21 protein-coding genes, 1 tRNA gene and 1 pseudogene are annotated in these 20,450 nt (G+C 44.7%); 17 read left to right on the top strand and 6 right to left on the bottom strand.

What is annotated here, in order from left to right; all coding sequences use genetic code 11:
- Window positions 1-53: 53 nt before the first annotated feature.
- From tyrS to BN161_RS03030, 10 genes and pseudogenes are all read left to right on the top strand, one after another.
- Window positions 54-1,346 carry a tyrosine--tRNA ligase gene (tyrS, locus tag BN161_RS02990; protein ID WP_044262943.1) on the top strand — a complete coding sequence of 431 codons (1,293 nt, stop codon included), beginning with the start codon at window positions 54-56 and terminating at the stop codon, window positions 1,344-1,346.
- Window positions 1,347-1,449: 103 nt separating this feature from the next.
- Window positions 1,450-1,520: transfer RNA gene (locus tag BN161_RS02995), tRNA-Gln, on the top strand.
- 196 nt (window positions 1,521-1,716) lie between these two features.
- Complete coding sequence (locus tag BN161_RS30985) at window positions 1,717-1,848, top strand: Arm DNA-binding domain-containing protein (protein WP_394332282.1); 132 nt, start codon at window positions 1,717-1,719, stop codon at window positions 1,846-1,848.
- A 135-nt stretch (window positions 1,849-1,983) separates the two neighbouring features.
- Window positions 1,984-2,589, top strand: a complete 606-nt coding sequence (locus BN161_RS03005; RefSeq protein WP_125910735.1) for a hypothetical protein — start codon at window positions 1,984-1,986, stop codon at window positions 2,587-2,589.
- Window positions 2,577-2,726 (top strand): annotated as a pseudogene (locus tag BN161_RS30990) (4Fe-4S binding protein); the annotation flags it as partial. The gene BN161_RS03005 and the pseudogene BN161_RS30990, both read left to right, overlap by 13 nt.
- A 51-nt stretch (window positions 2,727-2,777) precedes the next feature.
- Window positions 2,778-3,566, top strand: coding sequence for a hypothetical protein (locus BN161_RS03010; RefSeq protein WP_244436399.1), 789 nt, complete (start codon window positions 2,778-2,780; stop codon window positions 3,564-3,566).
- A 10-nt stretch (window positions 3,567-3,576) separates the two neighbouring features.
- The gene (locus tag BN161_RS03015; protein ID WP_044262949.1) at window positions 3,577-4,125 is read left to right on the top strand and encodes a hypothetical protein; all 549 of its coding nucleotides are present in this window, start codon (window positions 3,577-3,579) and stop codon (window positions 4,123-4,125) included.
- A gap of 279 nt (window positions 4,126-4,404) precedes the next feature.
- Entirely contained in the window at window positions 4,405-5,247 is an 843-nt protein-coding gene (gene kduI / locus BN161_RS03020; protein WP_044262951.1) for a 5-dehydro-4-deoxy-D-glucuronate isomerase, read from the top strand.
- A 70-nt stretch (window positions 5,248-5,317) separates the two neighbouring features.
- Window positions 5,318-6,112, top strand: a complete 795-nt coding sequence (locus BN161_RS03025) for a gluconate 5-dehydrogenase (RefSeq protein ID WP_044262953.1) — start codon at window positions 5,318-5,320, stop codon at window positions 6,110-6,112.
- A gap of 117 nt (window positions 6,113-6,229) precedes the next feature.
- Window positions 6,230-7,474, top strand: coding sequence for a DUF4861 domain-containing protein (locus BN161_RS03030; protein WP_044262954.1), 1,245 nt, complete (start codon window positions 6,230-6,232; stop codon window positions 7,472-7,474).
- 117 nt (window positions 7,475-7,591) lie between these two features.
- Here BN161_RS03030 and BN161_RS03035 read toward each other — a convergent pair whose 3' ends face one another.
- The 5 genes from BN161_RS03035 to BN161_RS03055 form a co-directional block, all read right to left on the bottom strand.
- Complete coding sequence (locus tag BN161_RS03035) at window positions 7,592-9,541, bottom strand: CHAT domain-containing protein (protein WP_125910736.1); 1,950 nt, start codon at window positions 9,539-9,541, stop codon at window positions 7,592-7,594.
- Window positions 9,499-9,927, bottom strand: coding sequence for a hypothetical protein (locus BN161_RS03040; RefSeq protein WP_125910737.1), 429 nt, complete (start codon window positions 9,925-9,927; stop codon window positions 9,499-9,501). The genes BN161_RS03035 and BN161_RS03040 overlap by 43 nt, the downstream gene beginning before the upstream one ends.
- A gap of 202 nt (window positions 9,928-10,129) precedes the next feature.
- Window positions 10,130-10,750: an anti-sigma factor gene (locus tag BN161_RS03045; RefSeq protein WP_044262961.1), complete on the bottom strand. Its 621-nt coding sequence runs from the start codon at window positions 10,748-10,750 to the stop codon at window positions 10,130-10,132.
- The gene (locus BN161_RS03050; RefSeq protein WP_044262963.1) at window positions 10,747-11,331 is read right to left on the bottom strand and encodes an RNA polymerase sigma factor; all 585 of its coding nucleotides are present in this window, start codon (window positions 11,329-11,331) and stop codon (window positions 10,747-10,749) included. Before BN161_RS03050 ends, BN161_RS03045 begins: the two co-directional genes overlap by 4 nt.
- A gap of 7 nt (window positions 11,332-11,338) precedes the next feature.
- On the bottom strand, window positions 11,339-12,277 hold the full coding sequence (locus tag BN161_RS03055) for a caspase family protein (protein ID WP_044262965.1): 939 nt from the start codon (window positions 12,275-12,277) through the stop codon (window positions 11,339-11,341).
- Window positions 12,278-13,450: 1,173 nt separating this feature from the next.
- Here BN161_RS03055 and BN161_RS03060 point away from each other — a divergent pair.
- The 7 genes from BN161_RS03060 to BN161_RS03090 are packed head-to-tail and all read left to right on the top strand — an operon-like array spanning window position 13,451 to window position 19,653.
- Window positions 13,451-14,038 (top strand): hypothetical protein, encoded by a 588-nt coding sequence (locus tag BN161_RS03060; RefSeq protein ID WP_244436400.1) that lies wholly within the window; start codon window positions 13,451-13,453, stop codon window positions 14,036-14,038.
- A gap of 23 nt (window positions 14,039-14,061) precedes the next feature.
- Entirely contained in the window at window positions 14,062-15,825 is a 1,764-nt protein-coding gene (locus BN161_RS03065; RefSeq protein WP_044262966.1) for a WG repeat-containing protein, read from the top strand.
- Between the two features lie 7 nt (window positions 15,826-15,832).
- On the top strand, window positions 15,833-17,005 hold the full coding sequence (locus BN161_RS03070) for a DUF4836 family protein (protein WP_167332486.1): 1,173 nt from the start codon (window positions 15,833-15,835) through the stop codon (window positions 17,003-17,005).
- A 21-nt stretch (window positions 17,006-17,026) separates the two neighbouring features.
- Window positions 17,027-17,236, top strand: a complete 210-nt coding sequence (locus BN161_RS03075) for a hypothetical protein (RefSeq protein ID WP_044262970.1) — start codon at window positions 17,027-17,029, stop codon at window positions 17,234-17,236.
- 25 nt (window positions 17,237-17,261) lie between these two features.
- Entirely contained in the window at window positions 17,262-17,657 is a 396-nt protein-coding gene (locus tag BN161_RS03080; protein WP_125910738.1) for a nuclear transport factor 2 family protein, read from the top strand.
- Window positions 17,658-17,713: 56 nt separating this feature from the next.
- Window positions 17,714-18,718: a hypothetical protein gene (locus BN161_RS03085; RefSeq protein WP_125910739.1), complete on the top strand. Its 1,005-nt coding sequence runs from the start codon at window positions 17,714-17,716 to the stop codon at window positions 18,716-18,718.
- A gap of 23 nt (window positions 18,719-18,741) precedes the next feature.
- Complete coding sequence (locus tag BN161_RS03090) at window positions 18,742-19,653, top strand: hypothetical protein (RefSeq protein WP_244436401.1); 912 nt, start codon at window positions 18,742-18,744, stop codon at window positions 19,651-19,653.
- A 120-nt stretch (window positions 19,654-19,773) separates the two neighbouring features.
- Here BN161_RS03090 and BN161_RS03095 read toward each other — a convergent pair whose 3' ends face one another.
- Window positions 19,774-20,388: a polysaccharide deacetylase family protein gene (locus tag BN161_RS03095; protein ID WP_044262977.1), complete on the bottom strand. Its 615-nt coding sequence runs from the start codon at window positions 20,386-20,388 to the stop codon at window positions 19,774-19,776.
- Window positions 20,389-20,450 lie beyond the last annotated feature (62 nt).

Consider the following 20,450-nt stretch of genomic DNA (forward strand, 5'->3'; position numbering starts at 1 on the left):
TCGTACTTTTGCAATTACAAAGTATATCAAATATTTAAATAGTTAATCATTCGATGAATTTTGTAGAAGAATTGAGATGGCGTGGCATGCTCCACGATATGATGCCTGGTACGGAAGAACTTCTGGCTAAGGAACAAGTGACCGCATACATAGGTTTTGACCCTACGGCGGATTCATTGCACATTGGACATCTTTGCAGTGTAATGATACTGCGTCATTTCCAACGTTGCGGACACAAGCCGATGGCACTGATCGGTGGTGCTACGGGTATGATTGGTGACCCTTCCGGCAAGTCGGCAGAGCGTAATCTGCTCACAGAAGAAATCCTGCAACGCAATCTGGATGGTATGAAGAGGCAGTTGAGCAAGTTTCTGGATTTCGAATCCGATGCTCCTAACCGTGCAGAATTGGTGAATAACTATGACTGGATGAAGAACTTCACTTTCCTTGACTTTGCCCGTGAAGTAGGTAAGCATATCACTGTGAACTACATGATGGCGAAAGATTCTGTAAAGAAGCGTCTGAATGGTGAGGCTCGTGACGGTTTGTCTTTCACGGAGTTCACTTATCAGTTGTTGCAAGGCTACGACTTCCTACATCTGTATGAAACCAAAGGTTGTAAACTGCAAATGGGTGGTTCCGACCAATGGGGTAACATCACGACAGGTGCCGAACTGATTCGTCGTACAAATGGTGGCGAAGTTTTTGCGCTGACCAGTCCGCTGATTACGAAGGCTGACGGTGGTAAGTTTGGCAAGACTGAATCCGGCAATATCTGGCTTGATCCCCGTTATACTTCTCCGTATAAATTCTATCAGTTTTGGTTGAACGTGAGCGATGCTGACGCGGCACGCTACATCAAGATATTCACTTCCCTGTCAAGAGAAGAAATCGAAGCCTTGACGGCTGAGCATGAAGCTGCACCGCACTTGCGTGTTCTTCAGAAACGTCTGGCAAAAGAGGTGACTATTATGGTTCATTCCGAAGAAGACTATAATGCAGCGGTGGATGCGTCTAATATCTTGTTCGGCAATGCAACTTCCGAAGCTTTGAAGAAGTTGGATGAAGATACCCTGCTGGCTGTATTCGAAGGTGTTCCTCAGTTTGAGGTTTCCAAGGATGCTGTGTCTGCCGGTGTGAAAGCTGTCGATCTGTTCACAGATAATGCAGCCGTTTTTGCCTCCAAAGGTGAGATGCGTAAACTGGTGCAAGGTGGCGGCGTTTCTCTCAATAAAGAGAAACTGGAAGCCTTCGACCAAGTGATTACTTCTGCTGACCTTTTGGATGAAAAATATCTGCTTGTGCAGCGCGGAAAGAAGAATTACTACCTGATTATAGCCAAATAAAAGGCAAATTAGTAGCAAATAAGAAAAAATGCCTCGAAATATTTGGATATTTCGGGACATACTTTTATCTTTGCACCGCTTTTTAACAGAAAGCACCCGAGTTTGTCCTATGGTGTAATGGTAGCACAACAGTTTTTGGTTCTGTTTGTCTAAGTTCGAATCTTGGTAGGACAACAACTTCACCTTTATTTAAAGGTAAAAACCCTCTAAAACGGCTAATTTTAGAGGGTTTTTTTGTGTCCGTTTAGTTTGTTCTGAAAAACTTAAACAGGATTTCGGTGCCAAATTCGGTGCCACATTACCCCCCTTTTTAGACATTTTGCATAGGCTCATTAAACTAATTCCAAGTGGTATGAGTACTAACAAGAAAATGACCGTTCTGTTTTGGTTGAGGAAGAGCAGAACAAAGGAGGCGACTACAGCTCCGCTGTATTGTCGTATCACCATCGGGGGACAAAGATACGATTTTCCCCTGAATGTATCAATCCGTGCCATTAATTGATGCTTTAAGTTTGTTGATAACCTAAAGTACCATTTTGCTGTGAATTTATAATATGTGTTAATTAAAATATAGAATGAAGAACGCTATAGTTTCATTTTTATTGTTTTGTGAAATATATCAAATGTATGAAACATTATGAATAGACGTAGTTTTATGAGAACTGTTGGTTATAGTATAGGAGGGATTAGCTTGATGTCTCTGATTCATAGCTGCCTCCCTGATGATAACTTCTTTACCTTCGAAGAAAAGAATAACAGTGATAAATCAAGACTTAAACAGTATCTGAGTTTATCTAATAATGGATATTATGAGAAGTTTCCTAATGTATTTGGGCAAAGAAGAGCCTTAATAGTTGCTGAGGAAGTTAATTTCTTGGAGAATGAAGATGATTTAGCAAAAAACAAAGTAGATTTAATATTATTGATAAAAACGTTTGCTATAATAAAGTGCAACTTTGATTTCTATTCTACAGAAAATAAAATTGTAAATATCTCCCAGAATAGTTTCAATGTTTACAAAATAACAACTGAATCTCCCAGTGAGATCATAACTTACGCACAGTTTCCTCAATCTACCACGTTGAGATTTCCAATTAAGATTATGAAGCGTACCCCAGAATTAGTTTTGGATGAAAAGTATTCATTGCCATGCATAATGGATGCTAAGTCTTTTAAACGTAATTTTAATATCACTGATGTAAATACACGTAGTTTGAATAAGATAAAGATATGGGAGTCATAATAGATAGATGTATTGGATGTGGGGCTTGCAGATATGTTTGTCCGACTAAAGCTATACAAATTGCCTCTGTGAACTACGAATTTAAAAATGTATTTGTAGATTTGGACTTGTGTATTTGTTGTAGGGAGTGTGCTGATTTTTGTGCATACTTTGCTATTGTACTTACTACCGACTTTAATCGTCATTGTATGGATACCGAACCATGGGAAGAGGGAAATGGAGGCTCTAGCGGTGGAGGAGGTTCTGGCGGTGGAGGAGGCTCTGACGGTGGAGGAGGTTCTGACGGAGGAGGAGGTTCTGACGGAGGAAATTGGGGGTCTATACCGGATGCGACATCTGTAAGTAAAATAATTAGTAAAAACAAAAACCTTAATGCAGCTGAATTAACTATATTAAAAGAAGCTATTGACGAAATGAATGAAGATTGTGCAAGTAGTAGCATTTATAATTACCTAACTAATAATGGGCATAAGTTTACTAGTGTTAGTATAGATCCTTCTTTATCAAATGGAGCTGGATTTGGATTTGAGACTATGATTCTTCGATTCCAGAATGAATCTAATATAGATAGTGAGTCTTTCTTTCATGAGATGTTCCACCTTTTCCAAACAGTATATGGGCATGGTTCGTTATCATGTAATGGTATGATGGAATTTGAACGTACCCTATTTACTGACATAGCATTGTACGTTAAATATGATGGAAATATACCTTCCGACGTTGAATCAAATCGTAGAACTCCTTGGTTGGACAATGGAGCAGATTCTGCAACAAGTGAAGATTATAGAACATGGCTTGCTAGGATAACGCATAAAGGTAGTAGTTTTCCTGAAACGATATCAGATAGTGATTTCGCAAAATATGCGAAGGTGTTCCAAGATAATTCGAGGGCGTATGGAAACAATAATTTCCCTTCTGATTATACTAGTAAAGCACTATTAAAAGCATTAGAATTAAGTAGAGCTAATTGCCAATAAATTTAGCATTATGGAAAAAAAGTATAGAAAATATCTATTTTTATTGTTTGCTTTAATTAATTGCAGCTTCATGTGCTCTCAAGAACAAATGGAAAAAAAAGAGTACTACCAAGGAGTAAACAATACGTATGAAATAAAATACATTAACAATAGTATTTTTATTTCTAATGTTATCAACCCTTTTGAAGGTCTGACAAATGAAGCTGAGTGGAGAGAGGTTTTTAAGGGACAGTTCGAGGAAGATCCTACAGACATACTCAACACTTACCTTAAGCCATATTTGAAAGATATTGATCTGACAGATATTGAATCTGATTTGTTTTTAGTCTTTATGGACTTTGATCTAAGCGGGAAGCTTCGATATATAATCTTTGCATATTCAGAGAAAATTAATATTCCTTTTGAGGTTTTTGAAACCTTGGATACAAAAATGCGGCAAAATTGCAGTTTGGTATTAACAAAGCGATCCCCAACCAGTAGTGATAAGGGGATAAGTTATATAAGATTGATCGGCAATCATTTTTTGCAAAGAATTAAAAATAGCCCTGATATCAAATAGCTATTGCTCAGGGAATAGCTAATGTGTTAAACTTCAAATTGGATTTTGTAGAGAATTAAATGCAATATGTAAGACAGAGGCGGTAGGTTTAAACCCTTATCGCCTCTTTCTATTATTTTCTGTTAAATAACTTCCATTTTCTTCCATTTGAACAATATTACTATATAATTGGTACAAAAACACAATGATTTGACGTTTTCTTTTGCTACATTTGCATCGTGTACGTAAACGAAGTATGCCAATAACCGATTATTATCAACTTTAAAACGTAATAGAATTATGAAAACGAACTATGAAATTCGCTATGCAGCGCATCCCGAAGACGCAAAAAATTATGATACCAAGCGTATCCGTCGTGATTTTCTTATCGAAAAAGTCTTCTCTGCTAACGAAGTAAATATGGTATATTCCATGTACGACCGTATGGTTGTAGGTGGTGCAATGCCCGTGGGCGAAGTGTTGAAACTGGAAGCTATTGATCCGTTGAAGGCTCCTTTCTTCCTGACCCGCCGCGAAATGGGTATCTATAATGTAGGCGGTCCCGGTGTGGTAAAAGCCGGTAACGCTGTATTCGAATTGGATTATAAGGAAGCTCTCTACCTGGGTTCGGGCGATCGTGAAGTAACTTTTGAAAGCAAGGATGAAAAGAATCCCGCCAAGTTCTACTTCAACTCACTGACTGCTCATCGCAACTATCCCGATAAGAAAGTGACGAAGGCTGATGCCGTAGTTGCTGAAATGGGTAGCTTGGAAGGTTCCAACCATCGTAATATAAATAAGATGCTGGTGAATCAGGTATTGCCTACCTGCCAGTTGCAGATGGGTATGACGGAACTTGCTCCGGGTAGCGTATGGAATACGATGCCGGCACATGTGCACAGCCGTCGTATGGAAGCTTACTTCTATTTTGAAGTACCCGAAGAACATGCAGTTTGCCATTTCATGGGCGAAGTTGACGAAACCCGCCACGTATGGATGAAGGGTGACCAGGCTGTATTGTCTCCCGAATGGTCTATCCACTCTGCTGCCGCCACTCATAACTATACCTTTATCTGGGGTATGGGTGGTGAAAACCTGGACTATGGAGATCAGGACTTCTCTTTGATTACCGACCTGAAGTAATAAATTGAGTAAACCGAGACTTTGAATCGTAATTAGAAACAAGTTATTAATAAACCTAAGTAAATAAATTATGGTAAACTTTTCATTAGAAGGTAAAGTAGCACTTGTAACCGGTGCTTCTTACGGAATTGGCTTCGCTCTGGCAACTGCCTATGCACAAGCCGGTGCAAAAATCGTGTTCAACGACATCAAACAAGAATTAGTAGACAAAGGTTTGGCTGCTTACAAAGCTGAAGGTATCGATGCTAAAGGTTATGTATGCGACGTGACGAATGAAGAGCAGGTGAACGCTATGGTTGCCCAGATTGAGAAAGAAGTGGGCGTGATCGATATTCTGGTAAACAATGCAGGTATCATCAAGCGTATTCCGATGCACGAAATGTCTGCTGCTGAATTCCGTCAGGTGATCGACGTAGACTTGAACGCTCCGTTTATCGTATCCAAGGCTGTTATCCCTTCTATGATAAAGAAAGGTCACGGCAAGATTATCAACATCTGCTCTATGATGAGTGAGTTGGGTCGTGAGACCGTATCTGCTTATGCTGCTGCCAAGGGTGGATTGAAGATGCTGACTCGTAACATTGCTTCCGAGTACGGTGAATACAACATCCAGTGTAATGGTATCGGTCCGGGTTACATCGCCACTCCGCAGACTGCACCGCTTCGCGAAAAGCAAGCTGACGGTTCACGTCACCCGTTCGATGCATTCATCGTTGCTAAGACTCCGGCTGCACGTTGGGGTACTCCTGAAGATTTGATGGGTCCTGCCGTATTCCTGGCTTCCGACGCTTCTGACTTCGTAAACGGTCACGTACTCTACGTTGACGGTGGTATCCTGGCTTACATTGGCAAACAGCCTAAATAAGTATATGAATAGATAATGGGAAATGGATAATTGATGCTGTCAGTTATCCATTTTTCCCATTTTCTATATCTTTATAATCCATTTTTCCGTTTTTCAATTATCAATTGATTAAGCAATATGAAAAAGTTATTCCTTTTACTGGCAACAGCATTCGTATGTTTTGCCTGCACCAACACTAAGGATGTGGTTACCGTAACGGTAAGCAATCCTTTGGCTATGGAGCGTTCCAATGAAATGGTTGAGGTGGCTATGAGCGACATTGCCAACCAACTGAAACTGGCTGACACAGCACAGATTGTGGTTCTGAATGCTGACGGACAACAAGTCCCCTATCAGATTACTTATGATGAAAAAGTGATTTTCCCTGCAAGCGTGGCTGCTAACGGTACGGCTGTTTATACCATTCAGGCAGGCACACCTGAAGCTTTTGCTGTAAAGGCTTGCGGTAGATATTATCCTGAACGTGTGGACGATGTAGCCTGGGAAAATGACTTGGTTGCTTTCCGTGCGTATGGTCCTGCTTTGCAAAAGACTGGCGAACGTGCTTTCGGTTATGATGTATGGACGAAGTACAATACCACCGAACCGGTTGTAGAAGCCCGTTATGCAGGTGAACTGAATCCGGAGACTAAAGCAAAGATTGCTGAATTGAAGAAAACTGATCCGAAAGCTGCACAGGAATTGTATCAATCGGTATCTTATCACGTAGACCACGGAAATGGTCTGGACTGCTATAAAGTAGGTCCTACGCTGGGTGGCGGTACTGCTGCCTTGATGCCCGACGGTGAAATCGTTTATCCGTATTGCTACGCTACACAGGATATCCTGGACAATGGCCCGTTGCGTTTCACTGTGAAGCTGGTTTACAATCCGCTGACTGTCAAGGGTGATTCAACAGTGATTGAAACACGTGTTATCACGCTGGATGCAGGCTCTCACCTAAACAAGACTGCGGTTTCTTTTGATAACCTGAAAGAGACTACTCCCGTGGCTACAGGTATCGTATTGCATGAACCGGATGGTGCTGTTGTAGCTGATGCTGCCGCCGGCTATATCACTTATGTGGATCCTACGGACAATGTGAATAATAATAATGGTAAGATATTCGTAGGTGCTGCTTTCCCGACTACAGTGAAAGAAGCTAAATCATTGCTCTTTCCTGAAAAGGAAAAGAACGAACTGCGTGGTGGTGCCGATGGTCATGTATTGGCTATCAGCGATTACGAACCGGGTTCAGAGTATGTTTACTACTGGGGTGCTGCCTGGGACAAGGCTGACATCAAGACTCCGGAAGCATGGAATGCATATATGGCAAACTATGCTCAGAAGGTACGTAATCCGTTGACGGTAACGGTTAAGTAATCGGAATACAGTTAATTAAGTTTCACTACAGAGGATACGGATTAATACAGATTGAGTCATAAGTTGTTGATAACAATAATGAAAATCTGTGTTAATCCGTGTCCTCTGTAGTGATATTTATTCAACCAGCACAAAGTACGCCCATTTCTCCGGTTCTTTCGGATATCTTTTCATCATCTCCCACTGCGCTGTCACAAAAGCTTTCTGTTTGGGTGACTTAAATTTCCAGTTTTGATAGAACAGCGACATGAACTCGGCTGTTTCCTTATCCGGCACTTCCGCCAAAGTCATAATCATGTTTCTTGCTCCGGCTGAGCGGAATGCCCGTTGAAGTCCGTAAACGCCTTCTCCGTCACGTATCTCTCCCAATCCGGTGTTGCAGGCCGAAAGCACTACCAGGTCTGTGTTCAGCAGGCTCATGCCGAATATTTCGTAAGCGGTGAGCAGGCCGTCGTCTGGCAGATTTAGTGAAGCTGCGTCTTTCCAGGCTGCACTTGCGCCCGATAGTGCCAGTCCGGTGCGCAGAAGCGGGTCGTAATAACCGCTTTTTCCTTCCTGATTCAGTCCCTTGTTTTTGATATCGGGGTCGTAGGGCAGATAGAATCCGTGTGTAGAGATGTGAAGCACGAATGGTGATTCTTTCCGGTCGGACAGATCTCTGAACGCGGTTTCCGTCGCTTGTCTTCCGGAAAATACTTCCACCTGACATCCTTTCTCTTTTAATAGGGCAGAGGCAGATGCTATTTCCATTTTGGAGGATGGCAGGTAGTGGAACCCTTGCCCTCGCACCGGGTTCTCCAATTTGGAGGGCGGGAGTCCGTAGTCTGCCGCGCCAAACAGGACGACTGATTTCTTTTCCGGGTACAGAAGGTAACTTTTCAGTAGCCTGTCGGTGGCACAGAGATAGAATGATAATATATATTCATTGCATAGGTATAGGTTGTTGTCGCTTACTATTCCGGCAAAGGGAATCGTGTTCAGCAGTCCCGTGGGGCAGAGGCAGATCATGATATTATCCCCGAAATGGGTTTGTATGGGATTCCAGATGTTTTTCACGATAAAATCGTTCTGTCGGTCATCGTCGGTGTCATTGAGTGCCGCCCTTAGCGGTTCTTCATCACAGAGCGGGACGAAGTGCGGAGCTTTGTCTGCATTTGTAAAGACAAGTGCGGCGTATTGCCGTGCTCCGTTGTCGGGACGGTGCAGCAAGACGAACTCAACCATCACCTCTGTATCAACTATAGCCTTGCGCACCGATTCCCACTCGGTGATGCAGTGGTAAGGCTCGTCCACGGTTTCCAGTGCGTATGCCACAGCCTCCCTGCTCAGCGCCATAGAGCGGACATTGCTCAATATCTTGGGCAGGTAGTCCCCTTTCAGGTGTACGTTCATGGCCTCTCCCGTCAGCATAATCTTGGATTGCCTCCGGCTCAGTTCCCGCAGATATTCGTCGCCTTGCATGGCGCTCATCTTTTGACTGTATATGGTGGGAGATGTCAGGAAGAACTGCTTCATCAGTTGGGCGTTGTCGTACATGAATTCCGGCATGCCTTTGTGGCTGATATGGCGGTAAGCGAAAGTTTGCATTTCGTCGTACCAGGGTTGGAAAAGGTAGAGCAGGTTGGTACAGTCCAGATCTATATAATAAGGTATATAAAGACCTAATGTCTTGATGAGGCACTCTTTCATCTCTCGGTATGTCTGCAAGCTTCTACCGATTTCGTTCTGCCGTTCGTAGCAGCGGGCTACGAGTGTGAAGCTGTCAAAAAAATTACGCAGGACGTTTAGCCGGTAGAAGTTCATTGAGTTCAGTGATTTCCGATATCTCTCGTTTGCTTCCTTGCGCAGAGTCTCGGCCGTGGCGTAGTCTTTCTTCATGATGGCTATGCAGGCGCGGTTGCATAGGGCGTCCTTGAGGCCGGTTATGGTTCGGGTGGGCGTATCTGTTTTTCTTATTTCGCTGAGCACTTGTTCCGCGTCTTTATACTTCCCGTGTTGGATGAGCGCCATGATCCATCTGTTCTTCACTTCTTCCAGTTCGTACTCAAGGAATGGCTTCTCGCCCAAGTCGGCGGCTTTCCGGAAGGATTTGATCGCGTCGGCATATCGTTCTCCTGATAGTAAAAGTCTCCCTGCAAGGTGTATGCCATGGCTCTCATATACGGGGCGTCCGCCAGCCTGTATAGGGACAAAGCCGATTTTATCATTTGCTCGACATTACCGCGGAGGTGCTCATTGTGCATCATGCTTTCCGCCACCAGCGTGTATGCGTTTGCCAGCCGGGCGTATGTGTTGTTGCTGCTTTCGGTCAGGGCGTTGCTGTACTTCATGTCTTCTTCCTTGAAGGAAAAAGACTGTATGAGGGCGGGCAGCAGCAATTTGCCTATGGAGTCCCTTTCCTGCAGGTTGAAGGGGACGGTGAGCGAAGCGAGCAATGCGGCGTCATCGTACATACCCCTGTTGAAGCAGTAGAGCGCCGTTTGGTGAAGTTCTCTTGCGAAGGTGACGTTGTCGGGGGCTCTGAGCAGTTTCTCTATCTGGCGTTCGCATGCCTTTACTTCGGGTTCCTTGCGCTGCGCTTGCAGGGGGAGTATGCTTGCTGACAGTAGGGTCAATATTGTCGTGATGTATCGTTTCATAATAGTTGGAGGTTGTTCAGAATAAGTATTTCTCATTTAGTTGTTTCAGGATGGCGGTAGCTTCCGTTGCGTACAGACCGTCTTTCCGGCTGATGGATTCGGCCGTTTCCTTAGCCATCTCACGGTTGTCGGCGTGCAGATAGGCGCAGAGCAGCAGCCATTCGGCTTCTTCTCCATACTCCGAGTCGAGTATTTCGGGCGTCAGCAGGGCGATGGCGTCTTGCGCGCGCTCCTGTTTCAGATAATCAGAGGCTATGCGAAGTATGTCGGCAGTCTCGTTTCCGCCTCTCGACGGCTCGATGACCGGTTCCGTATAAAAAGTCTGGAAAATATCTGCCGGGGCATAGCGGTGACTGTTGCCGACGAAGTACAGCATGCCTAGCACGATTGCTGCCGTTGCCGCTACACTGCTCCAGTGCCTTCTTTGGCGCTTTCTGCGGGCGTCTTCGGTCAGTGTGCGGATAGCTTCCTTTTCCGCTTCCCTGATTTCGGCTTCTGCCAGGAGTCCGCGCAGTTTGACTTGCTTTTGCAGTTCCCCGTCCGTTTCCAGTTCCCGGATGAAAATCGCGCGTTCTTCCGGCGGCATCTCGTTGTTGATGAAACGGTCTATCTGTCTGTCTTTGTACGTATCTATCATCTCTTCTCCTTTCTTTTCCAGTGTATGTCAATGGTTTCCAGTCTTTTTTGCAGTTCGAAGGTCAGGCGGCGGAGGCAGGAGCTTTTCTTGTTTTTGGCTACATCAGCGTCTTTGTAATTCATCCGCAGGGCTATTTCCGCCATCGGCAGGCGTTCCCAGTAGAAAAGGATAAGTACGCGGCGACAGATTTCTTCGGTTTCCTGCACTAATTGTGCCGCTATTTCCTGGGCTTCCCTCCATTCCCGGGGCGTTTCATTGGCAGCAATCCATTCGGAGAATAGGTTCTGTTCCTCTTCCGGTTCCATTTTGTTGCCGCGCATCCAGTTGCAGGCTTTCCGTTTGCCTATCTCGAAGAGGTACGTCTTCAGTGAGGCCTGGCCTTCCGTATATTTGCCGTCACGCACGTTCTGGCATAAGGTTGTGAAACTCTCCTGATATAAGTCGCATGCCGTCTCCTTATCTATGCCGTAGTATTTGCGGAGGAATGATAGGAATGGCGGCTTGTAAAGCTCGTATAAGCGGGTTACTTCTTCCTGGCGACCGGCCTTCCCTTTGCCGAGTAGTTGCGCGATGATTCCCATAGGCGTGTTATGGTTTAACTCCTGTGCGGAAACTATCCTGCGGGTTTGTGCACTCCATGTAGGGAGTCTGTTTTCTTTTCTTCCTGTTGGCAGTCAATGCTTGCATCTTTTGCTTCAGCAATTGGGCGAAGCGGCCGATGGTGAGAGCGTCGGTTTTCGTTTCCCGTGCTGTTTCGCAGAAAGCATACGTCAGCAGTCCGGAGTAGCGCGACTGCCGGGCGTCAAAGTATTCGAAGTTGATTTCATCTGCCAGGCAGGCGCTGAAAACCACTGTCGGGGCAAGTCCTGCCTCTTGTTTCAGGTGCAGGCTCAGTTCCTGGTGCTTGCCTGCGGTGGGCACGTAGTCGTCCGGGGCAAAGATATAACCTGTACCGCGAACGTAATCATCAGCTTCCGGCAGGCGGTTGCCCGTGCCGCTGTGGCAGGCATCCAGCACTACGGTGACGTGCCCTTGCTTTGCGGCCTTGCGTCGCAGGCGGCGTATCCATTCCCCAAGTTCGTCGTCGCGCAGGTGGTTTTCGCCTTCATATTCTCCCGGCATATACCAGAAGAGGGCATCGTAAGGTATCAGGGCTTCGTCCAGTCCGTCTTCTTCGTCTCCGTTGTCGTCCATCATCTGCTGTCCGTGGCAGGAGAAATGCAGGTGCACATGGTCGCCTGCTTGCGTGGCATTGCAGATGTTTTGCAGGGCATGGATGATGCCTCGTTTGGTGGCTTGAGCGTCGGTAAGGGTGGTGATGCCCGTTTCTTGGTACCCGCAGGTTGCAAGCAGGGAGTGAATCAGGCGGGCATCATTGTCGGCATGGATGTTTTCCCATCCGTTTCCGTCCGGATAATGCGATATGCTGACGAGCAGCGCCCGGTTGGTTTGGGCGGAGAGGGTGAAGATGTTCAGCCAAAGGCAGATGAAAAGGCTGCATCGTAATAGTAGTCTGTATTTTGTCATTCTTTCATTGAAATGATTGCTCTGCACAAAAATAGTCTTTTATCAGGTATTTGTGGTAGTCGGGACCGATTTTTTTTAGATAAGTGCTACATCACGGTTGAATGATAATTTAACGGGCGGGATACTCGGACTATCTAAATTATCATTTACTTCATCATATTATAAACTAATTATGAGCGGTTACTTAGGATGTGGATTGTATTTCTTCATGAGTCTGTAATTCTTATCGTTATGAGATGAATATTATTGTCATTTCCTGTTTGTGGAAGAAAAATGGAAACAGTTGTCCGGGTTAAGAAAATCGGAACGATTCGGCTGATGGCCGGTAGGAATGCAGGAAAATGAGATTAGCCGGATGCAGATGGAAAGATAATAATGTCCAAGTCGTGCATTTGTTCTTGATGTTTTGATTATTACTGGCAAATATATTTATATTATCCGAATAATGGAACAGATAGATAGTTTGGACTTGAAAAAGAATACTTGCGAAATAGCGGAAGTAGCCGTTTCTAATGGAGCTTTTTCCTTTGCATTTTATATAAAAACACCTTTTTCTCAGCAGGGCTACACCCTTTCGGGCAGATGACTACACCCTTTCGGGCAGATAGTTACACCCTTTCGGACGGATGGTGTAGCCCTTCGGATAAGATGAAAAAGGGATATGCAACTCCGTTTCTCATTGTGGGAACGCTCGTTTCTCTTAATGGGAACGTTCGTTTCTACTATGAAAAAACCTATAATATATTATATATTAGGGTGTTACAAGTAGTATGAAAAATAATGAAGATAAATATCTCTCCGGCATCTGTATCGTATATCATGTGGCGACTACAGCAGAGGCGGCAAAGAGAGTCTGGAATGAGCAGTAGAAAAGACAAACTAAGAAGAAAGACGACAACAGAGAAATTATTTTTCATGAGAGGATTAAGTTTTGCCATTACTTTTTTCCATTTTCCCTGTTACCTTTTCCTTATTTCGGGTATAGAAGGTAGGAAATGTCCTTTTACCTTGTTTTTGTCCTTTATTATAAAAAGGCGCTTTTAGTGGGTGTACAAGCTGTATTAGCTGTTTACGGAGTAAAACAAGGTAATATTTTTTTTTGCAAACAACCTTGTTGCAAATGAAGCTGTAAAGGTAATTAACTTAATTTTGAAACTGTAATAATAGATGGAAATGATGAACGATAAAGCACATATACCCTATCACACGGCAAGGCGTTTCTTGATAGATCTTATTAAGAATAATGATTTCTCGGGTGATGAGGAGATAATAAAATTGTTGCATTCTATTTTACAGGGAAAGTCTTGTTTAAATTACTTTACCGATGGAGTTATAAGCCGCGTTCGCATTGATAAAGAAACGCGCATTTTTCTTCTTGATTATTCGGATCAGGAAGTGAAGATGCCCTGCTTGCCAAAGACCGTGTTTCTGCTTTTCCTGATTCATCCCGAAGGAGTGAATTTTAAGGGTATGCGTGCCTACTTGCAGGATTTATATAATATCTATCAGATTGTGATGAAGAAGAATATTGAAGCGGACAAGATCAAACAAATACTCGGTAATCTGGTAGACCCGATGAGCAATAGCATATATGAAGCTTGTTCCATTATTCGCAATAGGCTGCTCAAGGTGGCGGGACCTTCGCGGATGAAGTTCTATGACATCACGGGCAAGCGGGGCGGATGCCACCACATCATGCTGGACCGGGAATTGGTGATCGTGGAGCATGAGAAGCTGGAGAAAATGATGAATCGTATATAATTAATTATTAAAAAAGAGAGATTATGAGAACATTAAAAACATTTTTGACCGGAGTTTGCCTTTGTTTGGCAATCTGCCTGCATGCTCAAGAGAAGATGAACCTGGCAGGCGTCTATGAAGCCAATTCGAAGGTGGAGGGCACCACCAAGCAAATATATGCAGTGCTCGATTTCAATACCTTTGGAGCTAAAGACTTCACACAGTTGTTTACCGGAAAGACCGCACAGTTCAAGTTGCTGCCCGAAGACTTTATGAACGCCAAGAAACTGAAGAGAAGATTCGCCGGAAGCACGGCGGCGGGATTCGTGAAGTATCGCGAGAAGTACCTGTTCACATTTATAGAAGAGCTGAAGCTGACTAACCCGCGCATGGAAGAAGGCATGATTGTGGCGGACTGGGAGAATAACGCGGGCGTGAAAGGCAAGTGCGGCATCATTGTGAAAGATGATAACTCCATTGAGTTTGTGGGACTGACCAGCCTGGACCGTACTCTCAATCCGGACGGAGTGGTGGCGACTTGCGTGGAGGATCGTTGCTTGGCAGATGTGCCGCGAGCCAAAGGTACACCCGAAGGCGTTGAGAACTATCTGGCCGAATATAATAAAAAGCCCGAACCGGCGCCGGAAGCTACTCCGGCCGTAGCATCGGCGGCCTCGGCCTCGGCCCCCGTTGCCAAAGCGGGAGAACCCATGATGCCCCATCGCACCGCGAATACAAAACTCATCGCCCTCGATAGTGACTATCAGGGCGTGACGGCCTACCGTTTCAGCAACGGGCTGGCCTATGTGAGCACTTCCAAGAATGGCAAGTTCTATATGGATAAGTCCGGAAACAAAATCTTCGAATACTATCCGCAGCAATACGGTTTCATCCCCCTCTTTTCGGAGGATGGGGTAGCCATTGATTGCGAGAAGTTCACTACCGGCATTCTCTTTAATAAGAAAGGAGAAATCGTCCGCAAGATACCTAATATATATAAGGTGACGAACTTCGTAGATGGCATTGCGGCCGTAACGATTACCGTTCCGGCACGCCCTCTTTCGCGCCATGAGAATGTGTATATGAACACCAAAGGCGAAATCGTCTTTAAGAACCTGGCTGAACCCCAAACCATGGAGAACCTGAAAGAAGTCCGCCCGATGCGAGACAGCCTGGTGGCCTACTACAGCTATGGCAAGAAGCTGTGGGGCTTTCGTGATGCCAAAGGAAAAGCCGTCGTGGTGCCGCAGTTCCTCGAAGCGCATGACTTCAGCGAGGGAATGGCGGCTGTGCAGATACAGACGGACGGCGGAGCCAAGAAGTGGGGCTATATAGACAAGGCAGGCACATTTGTTATCCAGCCCAACTATTCCAACGAACCGGGTGACTTCAACAACGGGCTGAGCTTTGTGATAAATAAGGAGAACAAATATTTCTATATAGACAAATCCGGCAAGATTGTAAGTCCGGCCTATTCTTGGGCCACTAACTTCCTTGGCGGTACGGCTATGGTGAAGGCTGCCGATGGGGAAGGATATGCCATTAATCCCTCGTTTAAGAACCTTGCCCGCTTGTCGCGGCAGATAACCGGACTCAAGTTCAAGTATATAGGCAATGACATCTACGTTGAAAACTATCTGCTCACGGGCACCGGCGCAGTGTTGATAAAAGGCATAAGTGATCCTTTCTATGAAGACCTGGCCGCTACTTATACCAATTCTTATAAGTCCACTGATGGTCTCACTCACATCGGCTACATCAACCGTAAAGGCGAGTACGTTTTAGAATTTGTAGAATCAGAATTTTAAGATGACTATGAAAAAGAGAATATTCAATATCCTGCAATTGGCGCTTTTGCATTGCTGTTTTCTTCCTTTCTTTTACTCTTGTACGGGAGCGGTAGACGAAAGTTATACGAATGCCATCCCCGCAGACGCCACGATGGTGGCAAGTGTCAATGTGAAAGATTTGATGGCGAAAGCCGGTTATAAAGATTTCCAGCCTGTGCGAACGGTCGTCGGAAGCCTGTATCCGGCAGAAACTCTCTCATTCATGCCCGATGTGGCGGAGGCTGTCCTGGCAGAACCCGAGAAGTCGGGTATCGATTTTGATGCTCCTGTCTACGTTTTCCGGCAGCCGGACGGCGCATCGTTCGGCATTGTCATGAAGGTAGATAATAAGGAAAAAGTGGAAGCTTGGGTGGAATCTACCATTGGGATGCCGGGAAGCGCATCGGTGACTTTTGCGCATCTTGATGGTAACAGTCTTTGCGTCTACGAGAAAAACGGCTCGTCCGTATGGCAACAACCCGCCACTCCCGAAGCACAGTTCAACCAATCCGCTTCTTTCAAGAAGATGAAGGAAATGAAAGGAGACCTGCGCTATTATTGCAATACTTGGGAACTGATGAAAATGTATAGTATACGGGCTGTCAGCAGTCTGCCTCCCATCTATACCGAAACCGGTATTGTGGGAACTTGTAATTTCGATAACGGCGCTGCCTCAATAACGGCGGCCTTGGTAGCCAACACTCCCGAAGCTGAGGCGGCACTGACTGCCTTCAAGGCGGCGTTCCGTCCTTCCGAAGGGAAGTTCGTCGATTACCTGCCGGAGACCACCACGCTGTTTGCATCTGTATGCGGCAAAGGTACGGACTATTTTGATTATCTGACCAATATGCCCTATATGGGAAGTACGTTGATCAGTGGTCATCGTTTCTGGAAATCGATGATTGGAGCCATCGACGGTGAAGCGGTCATTGCCCTTACCGATATGTCGGACTATGGTTTCTCCTTCATTGCTTATGCCGATCTTGCGCCGGAGGTGACTGAAGCGCAGATGAAAGAAATACTATCCCGGAAGAGTTTGCACAAAATGTACTGGGGAGTTCAGGATCATCGCCTGTATCTGACGAACGACAAAGCGCTGGGCGAAAATGCTTTCAAGAAAGCTTCTCCTTCATTGCGCAAGGGCGAATACGGCAAATAACCGGACGGCAAGTCGGTATATATGTTAGCGGATTTTGCCAAAATCATGTCGAACCCTGCGTTGGAACAGGTAATGGCGCAGGCGGGCGACAAGGGTCCTCTGCAAATGTATGCCCTCCTGGCCGGTATGGAGTATGAACTGAACGGGGAATACGAAATGGTCATGAGAATAGGGTTGAAAGACAAGAAGGAAAATATACTGAGAGCAGTGACGGGATTCTTGATGAATTAATTAATAATTATAAAAAGCGGATAATATGAAAAAGAGATTTTATTTACTCGGTTTATTGGGATGTTTTATGATGGTAAGTTGCATACTTACAGCTTGTTCGGCCTCGGTAGAGAACACACCGGAGTCAGTAGCGGCTTTTGCTGTCAAGGCTTATCAGAAAGGTAATTTTGCTGATTTGAAGGAATATTCCACAGAAGATTTGCAAAAACAGTTGGAGAATGGAACGGAAGAGGAAAGGAAAGCTCTGACCAAACTGTTTGAAGGCGTGAAGGTGGAATTCGAACAAGTGTCCGACTATGCGGCGGACGGTTCCATAAAAAACGTGTCTTTCACTTTTAAAAGAGGCGATAGAAACAGTAATCTAAGGGTCAGAATGGTTAATGAAAACGGGAAGTGGCTGTTTGACGGAATGAAGTTTTAATTAACCTTATACGAAATATGCCCGTGTTGCATAATGAACTTAATTATTAAAATGGTATGAAAAAGATAAAGGTAGGTTTAATGACCTTTTGTGGCATCGTATTGTTGTCGGCATGCGGTGGAGGAGTGGTGAAGAAGGAGAAGAAATGTGATCGCGAGAAAATGGGACTTGCGGGAAAAGTGGAATCTCTCAAGGTTATTTCTGAGTCGGGAGAAGGAACCCTGTATGTCTTTAACGAGGCGGGCTATCTGCTTAGAAAGGCATCTGTGGAAGAGGGAATGGATATGGATACGGAAGAGAAACTGCTGGTTGAATATACTTACGGTGACGACGGCAAACTGGTGTCCATCAGCCGTTACAGCAACATGGACGGTTCTTTGGATACGAAAGAAGTGTATGACGGAAATGGCAATATGACGGCGTTGGAAAAATATAATAACGCTTATGACAACGGAAAAAGTGTGAGCAAGCTTTACAGTACCAAACATTTTGTTTATGATGAAAAGGGATTGTTGACAAAGAGCTATATGGATGATAATGAAAAAAATGCTACGGAATACAAATGTGATGCCGCAGGTAATGTGCTGGAACAAACGGATTACTTTATGGGTAAAGTCAGCCGGATTTTACGTTTCAGTTATAAATACGATGGTCGTGGAAACATTACGGAAGAATGTCAGTATACTCCTGAAATTCCCGGCGATAAAAAACCGGATACCGGAAAAGAGAAGGAAAAGAAGGAATATAAGTATGACAAGAATGATTTTATGCTGGAGCAGGTACAATCTTCTTATACGCATGACGGGAAAGAACATTATCTGAAACAGGAGCGTGTCTTCAAATATACTCCGGATGAACATCAAAATCCTGTTGAGGTGATTTCTTCCGTATGCACTTATCCCGAACCGCGGGCGCAAGATCAGGAAAAACGTTATGCCGACGGCATACCTGTAACAATGGAATATACTTATGATGAACAGGGTAACTGGACAAATCGGAAAAGAACGCAAGGAGAACAGGTGACTTTCGATTTCCGTACGATTACTTACTTTGAAAACTAAATTCAACTATTAATTTATATACTATGGAAGAAAAAGAAAAGAAACAAAAGTTTTTGCAATTACAATTTTGCATGTTGCTTTTAGCGCTTACGCTATTACCGGAGTTCAGTTTGACAGCTATTCTTGGATTGCCAGGTTTTGATATTCCGGTGTTTTGCTGCAAGTTAGTGGGGCTCATTGGAGCCGGACTGGTATTGTTCCGTTTTTATCAGTCGGCTCAGGCTTCTTCTACCTCTTTGCCTATGCCGTTTTTGGCTTCTGCTGCCGGCGGTATGTTGCTGGCTTTGATTACGATGTTCCCCGGAGTACCTACTTGGCTGGAATATATTGCGTTGATAGCACTGCTGGTTGCCCTGTATCTGGCTAAGGAGAGTGTAGGTGTTCAGTGGATATGTTGGGGAAGTCAGGGCGCTTACCTCATCCTTTTAGCAGTTTTGCTACATGTCTATAATGGTATTGGCGATTCATTACTGACGGGGCTGGCTGCATTGATCGGCCTTATCTTCTACTTTGTTGGGCTGGGTAAACTTAAGTCTATACTTGATGACAACGGAGTTCAAGGAGTATCTAAATTGAAGATAGCTGTGATATTGGGTATTGTAGCTGTTGTTATAGGCTTGTTGCCGCTGATTGGTGGTATTATTGGCGGTATTATCGCTATTATTGCCTTTATCTTCGAATTCATAGGCTATGGTTCCTTGCAAAAGTCGGCTACGGTGGGAAGTGAAGGACAGGCCGGTGCGGGAAAATTGCGTATCAGTATGATTATTATATTGGTAGGAATTGTTTTAGGTTTCATTCCGGGGATAGGTGGTACGATTCAGGCTTTCCTGTCGTTGGTAGCTCTGTGGCTTGTTTTCCAGGGATGGAAGAAGATACTTTTTGGTTTAGAAGAGGAAGTGGGAAAAAGTGCTGGAACAGTAATCCAATCTTAAATTCAAATAGATAAAATCATACGGTTGCTATAGATATTAAGACTGCCTCAAGTTGGATTATTTTGCTTATCTGCAAAATCCGGCTTGAAGCAGCCTTTGTTATATTCAAGAATGCAATCCCTATAGTAACTTAAACTCGTACCCTTCCTCCTTCAGGAAATCCAGCGCCCGCGGCAGGGCATATTGCAGGTTACCGTTATTCCAGGACTTCAGCGAATCATGGAAAGTGATGATGGACCCGTTCCGTGCATACCGCATCACATTGGCAAGTACTTGCGGACCACGCAACTTCTTACTGTAATCACGTGTCACCAAATCCCACATTACTATCTTATAGTGCCGTTTCAGGGTGAAATACTGTCCCCAGCGCATATGTCCGTGCGGCGGACGGAAGAGATCTGTTTTCATCACTTCATTCGCCTTGTCCGTGTTAGCAAGGTAATTATCGGACAGATATTCGAATCCGCGGATATGATTGAACGTATGGTTGCCGATGCGGTGGCCGCCATCCACTACCATTTGATATACATCGGGATGCTTGCGTATATTGTCTCCCACCATGAAGAAGGTGGCTTTGATGTTATGTTTATCCAATAGTTCAAGTACCCATGGGGTTACTTCGGGGATGGGGCCATCGTCAAAAGTCAGGTAAACGGATTTCTCGTTCGGATCCATTCGCCAGATGGCACCGGGATATAGTTTTCGGACAAACTCGGGAGGCTGTTCTATAAACACGGTTATTAGTAGTTAGCGATTAGTAGTTAGCGATTAATGATTAGTGATTAGTGATTAGCTGT

Origin of the sequence: Bacteroides timonensis, assembly GCF_000513195.1 — a bacterium.
Taxonomy (GTDB): Bacteria; Bacteroidota; Bacteroidia; order Bacteroidales; family Bacteroidaceae; genus Bacteroides; species Bacteroides timonensis.

Coding starts and splice junctions, on each gene's coding strand:
- BN161_RS03075 (WP_044262970.1), top strand. CDS start 17,027: ATGTTAGCGGATTTTGCCAAAATCATGTCGAACCCTGCGTTGGAACAG.
- BN161_RS03090 (WP_244436401.1), top strand. CDS start 18,742: ATGGAAGAAAAAGAAAAGAAACAAAAGTTTTTGCAATTACAATTTTGC.
- BN161_RS03005 (WP_125910735.1), top strand. CDS start 1,984: ATGAATAGACGTAGTTTTATGAGAACTGTTGGTTATAGTATAGGAGGG.
- BN161_RS03010 (WP_244436399.1), top strand. CDS start 2,778: ATGGATACCGAACCATGGGAAGAGGGAAATGGAGGCTCTAGCGGTGGA.
- BN161_RS03025 (WP_044262953.1), top strand. CDS start 5,318: ATGGTAAACTTTTCATTAGAAGGTAAAGTAGCACTTGTAACCGGTGCT.
- BN161_RS03085 (WP_125910739.1), top strand. CDS start 17,714: ATGAAAAAGATAAAGGTAGGTTTAATGACCTTTTGTGGCATCGTATTG.
- BN161_RS03040 (WP_125910737.1), bottom strand. CDS start 9,927: ATGTACGATGACGCCGCATTGCTCGCTTCGCTCACCGTCCCCTTCAAC.
- BN161_RS03030 (WP_044262954.1), top strand. CDS start 6,230: ATGAAAAAGTTATTCCTTTTACTGGCAACAGCATTCGTATGTTTTGCC.
- kduI (WP_044262951.1), top strand. CDS start 4,405: ATGAAAACGAACTATGAAATTCGCTATGCAGCGCATCCCGAAGACGCA.
- BN161_RS30985 (WP_394332282.1), top strand. CDS start 1,717: ATGACCGTTCTGTTTTGGTTGAGGAAGAGCAGAACAAAGGAGGCGACT.
- BN161_RS03060 (WP_244436400.1), top strand. CDS start 13,451: ATGATGAACGATAAAGCACATATACCCTATCACACGGCAAGGCGTTTC.
- BN161_RS03065 (WP_044262966.1), top strand. CDS start 14,062: ATGAGAACATTAAAAACATTTTTGACCGGAGTTTGCCTTTGTTTGGCA.
- BN161_RS03080 (WP_125910738.1), top strand. CDS start 17,262: ATGAAAAAGAGATTTTATTTACTCGGTTTATTGGGATGTTTTATGATG.
- BN161_RS03070 (WP_167332486.1), top strand. CDS start 15,833: ATGAAAAAGAGAATATTCAATATCCTGCAATTGGCGCTTTTGCATTGC.
- BN161_RS03050 (WP_044262963.1), bottom strand. CDS start 11,331: ATGGGAATCATCGCGCAACTACTCGGCAAAGGGAAGGCCGGTCGCCAG.
- tyrS (WP_044262943.1), top strand. CDS start 54: ATGAATTTTGTAGAAGAATTGAGATGGCGTGGCATGCTCCACGATATG.
- BN161_RS03055 (WP_044262965.1), bottom strand. CDS start 12,277: ATGACAAAATACAGACTACTATTACGATGCAGCCTTTTCATCTGCCTT.
- BN161_RS03045 (WP_044262961.1), bottom strand. CDS start 10,750: ATGATAGATACGTACAAAGACAGACAGATAGACCGTTTCATCAACAAC.
- BN161_RS03015 (WP_044262949.1), top strand. CDS start 3,577: ATGGAAAAAAAGTATAGAAAATATCTATTTTTATTGTTTGCTTTAATT.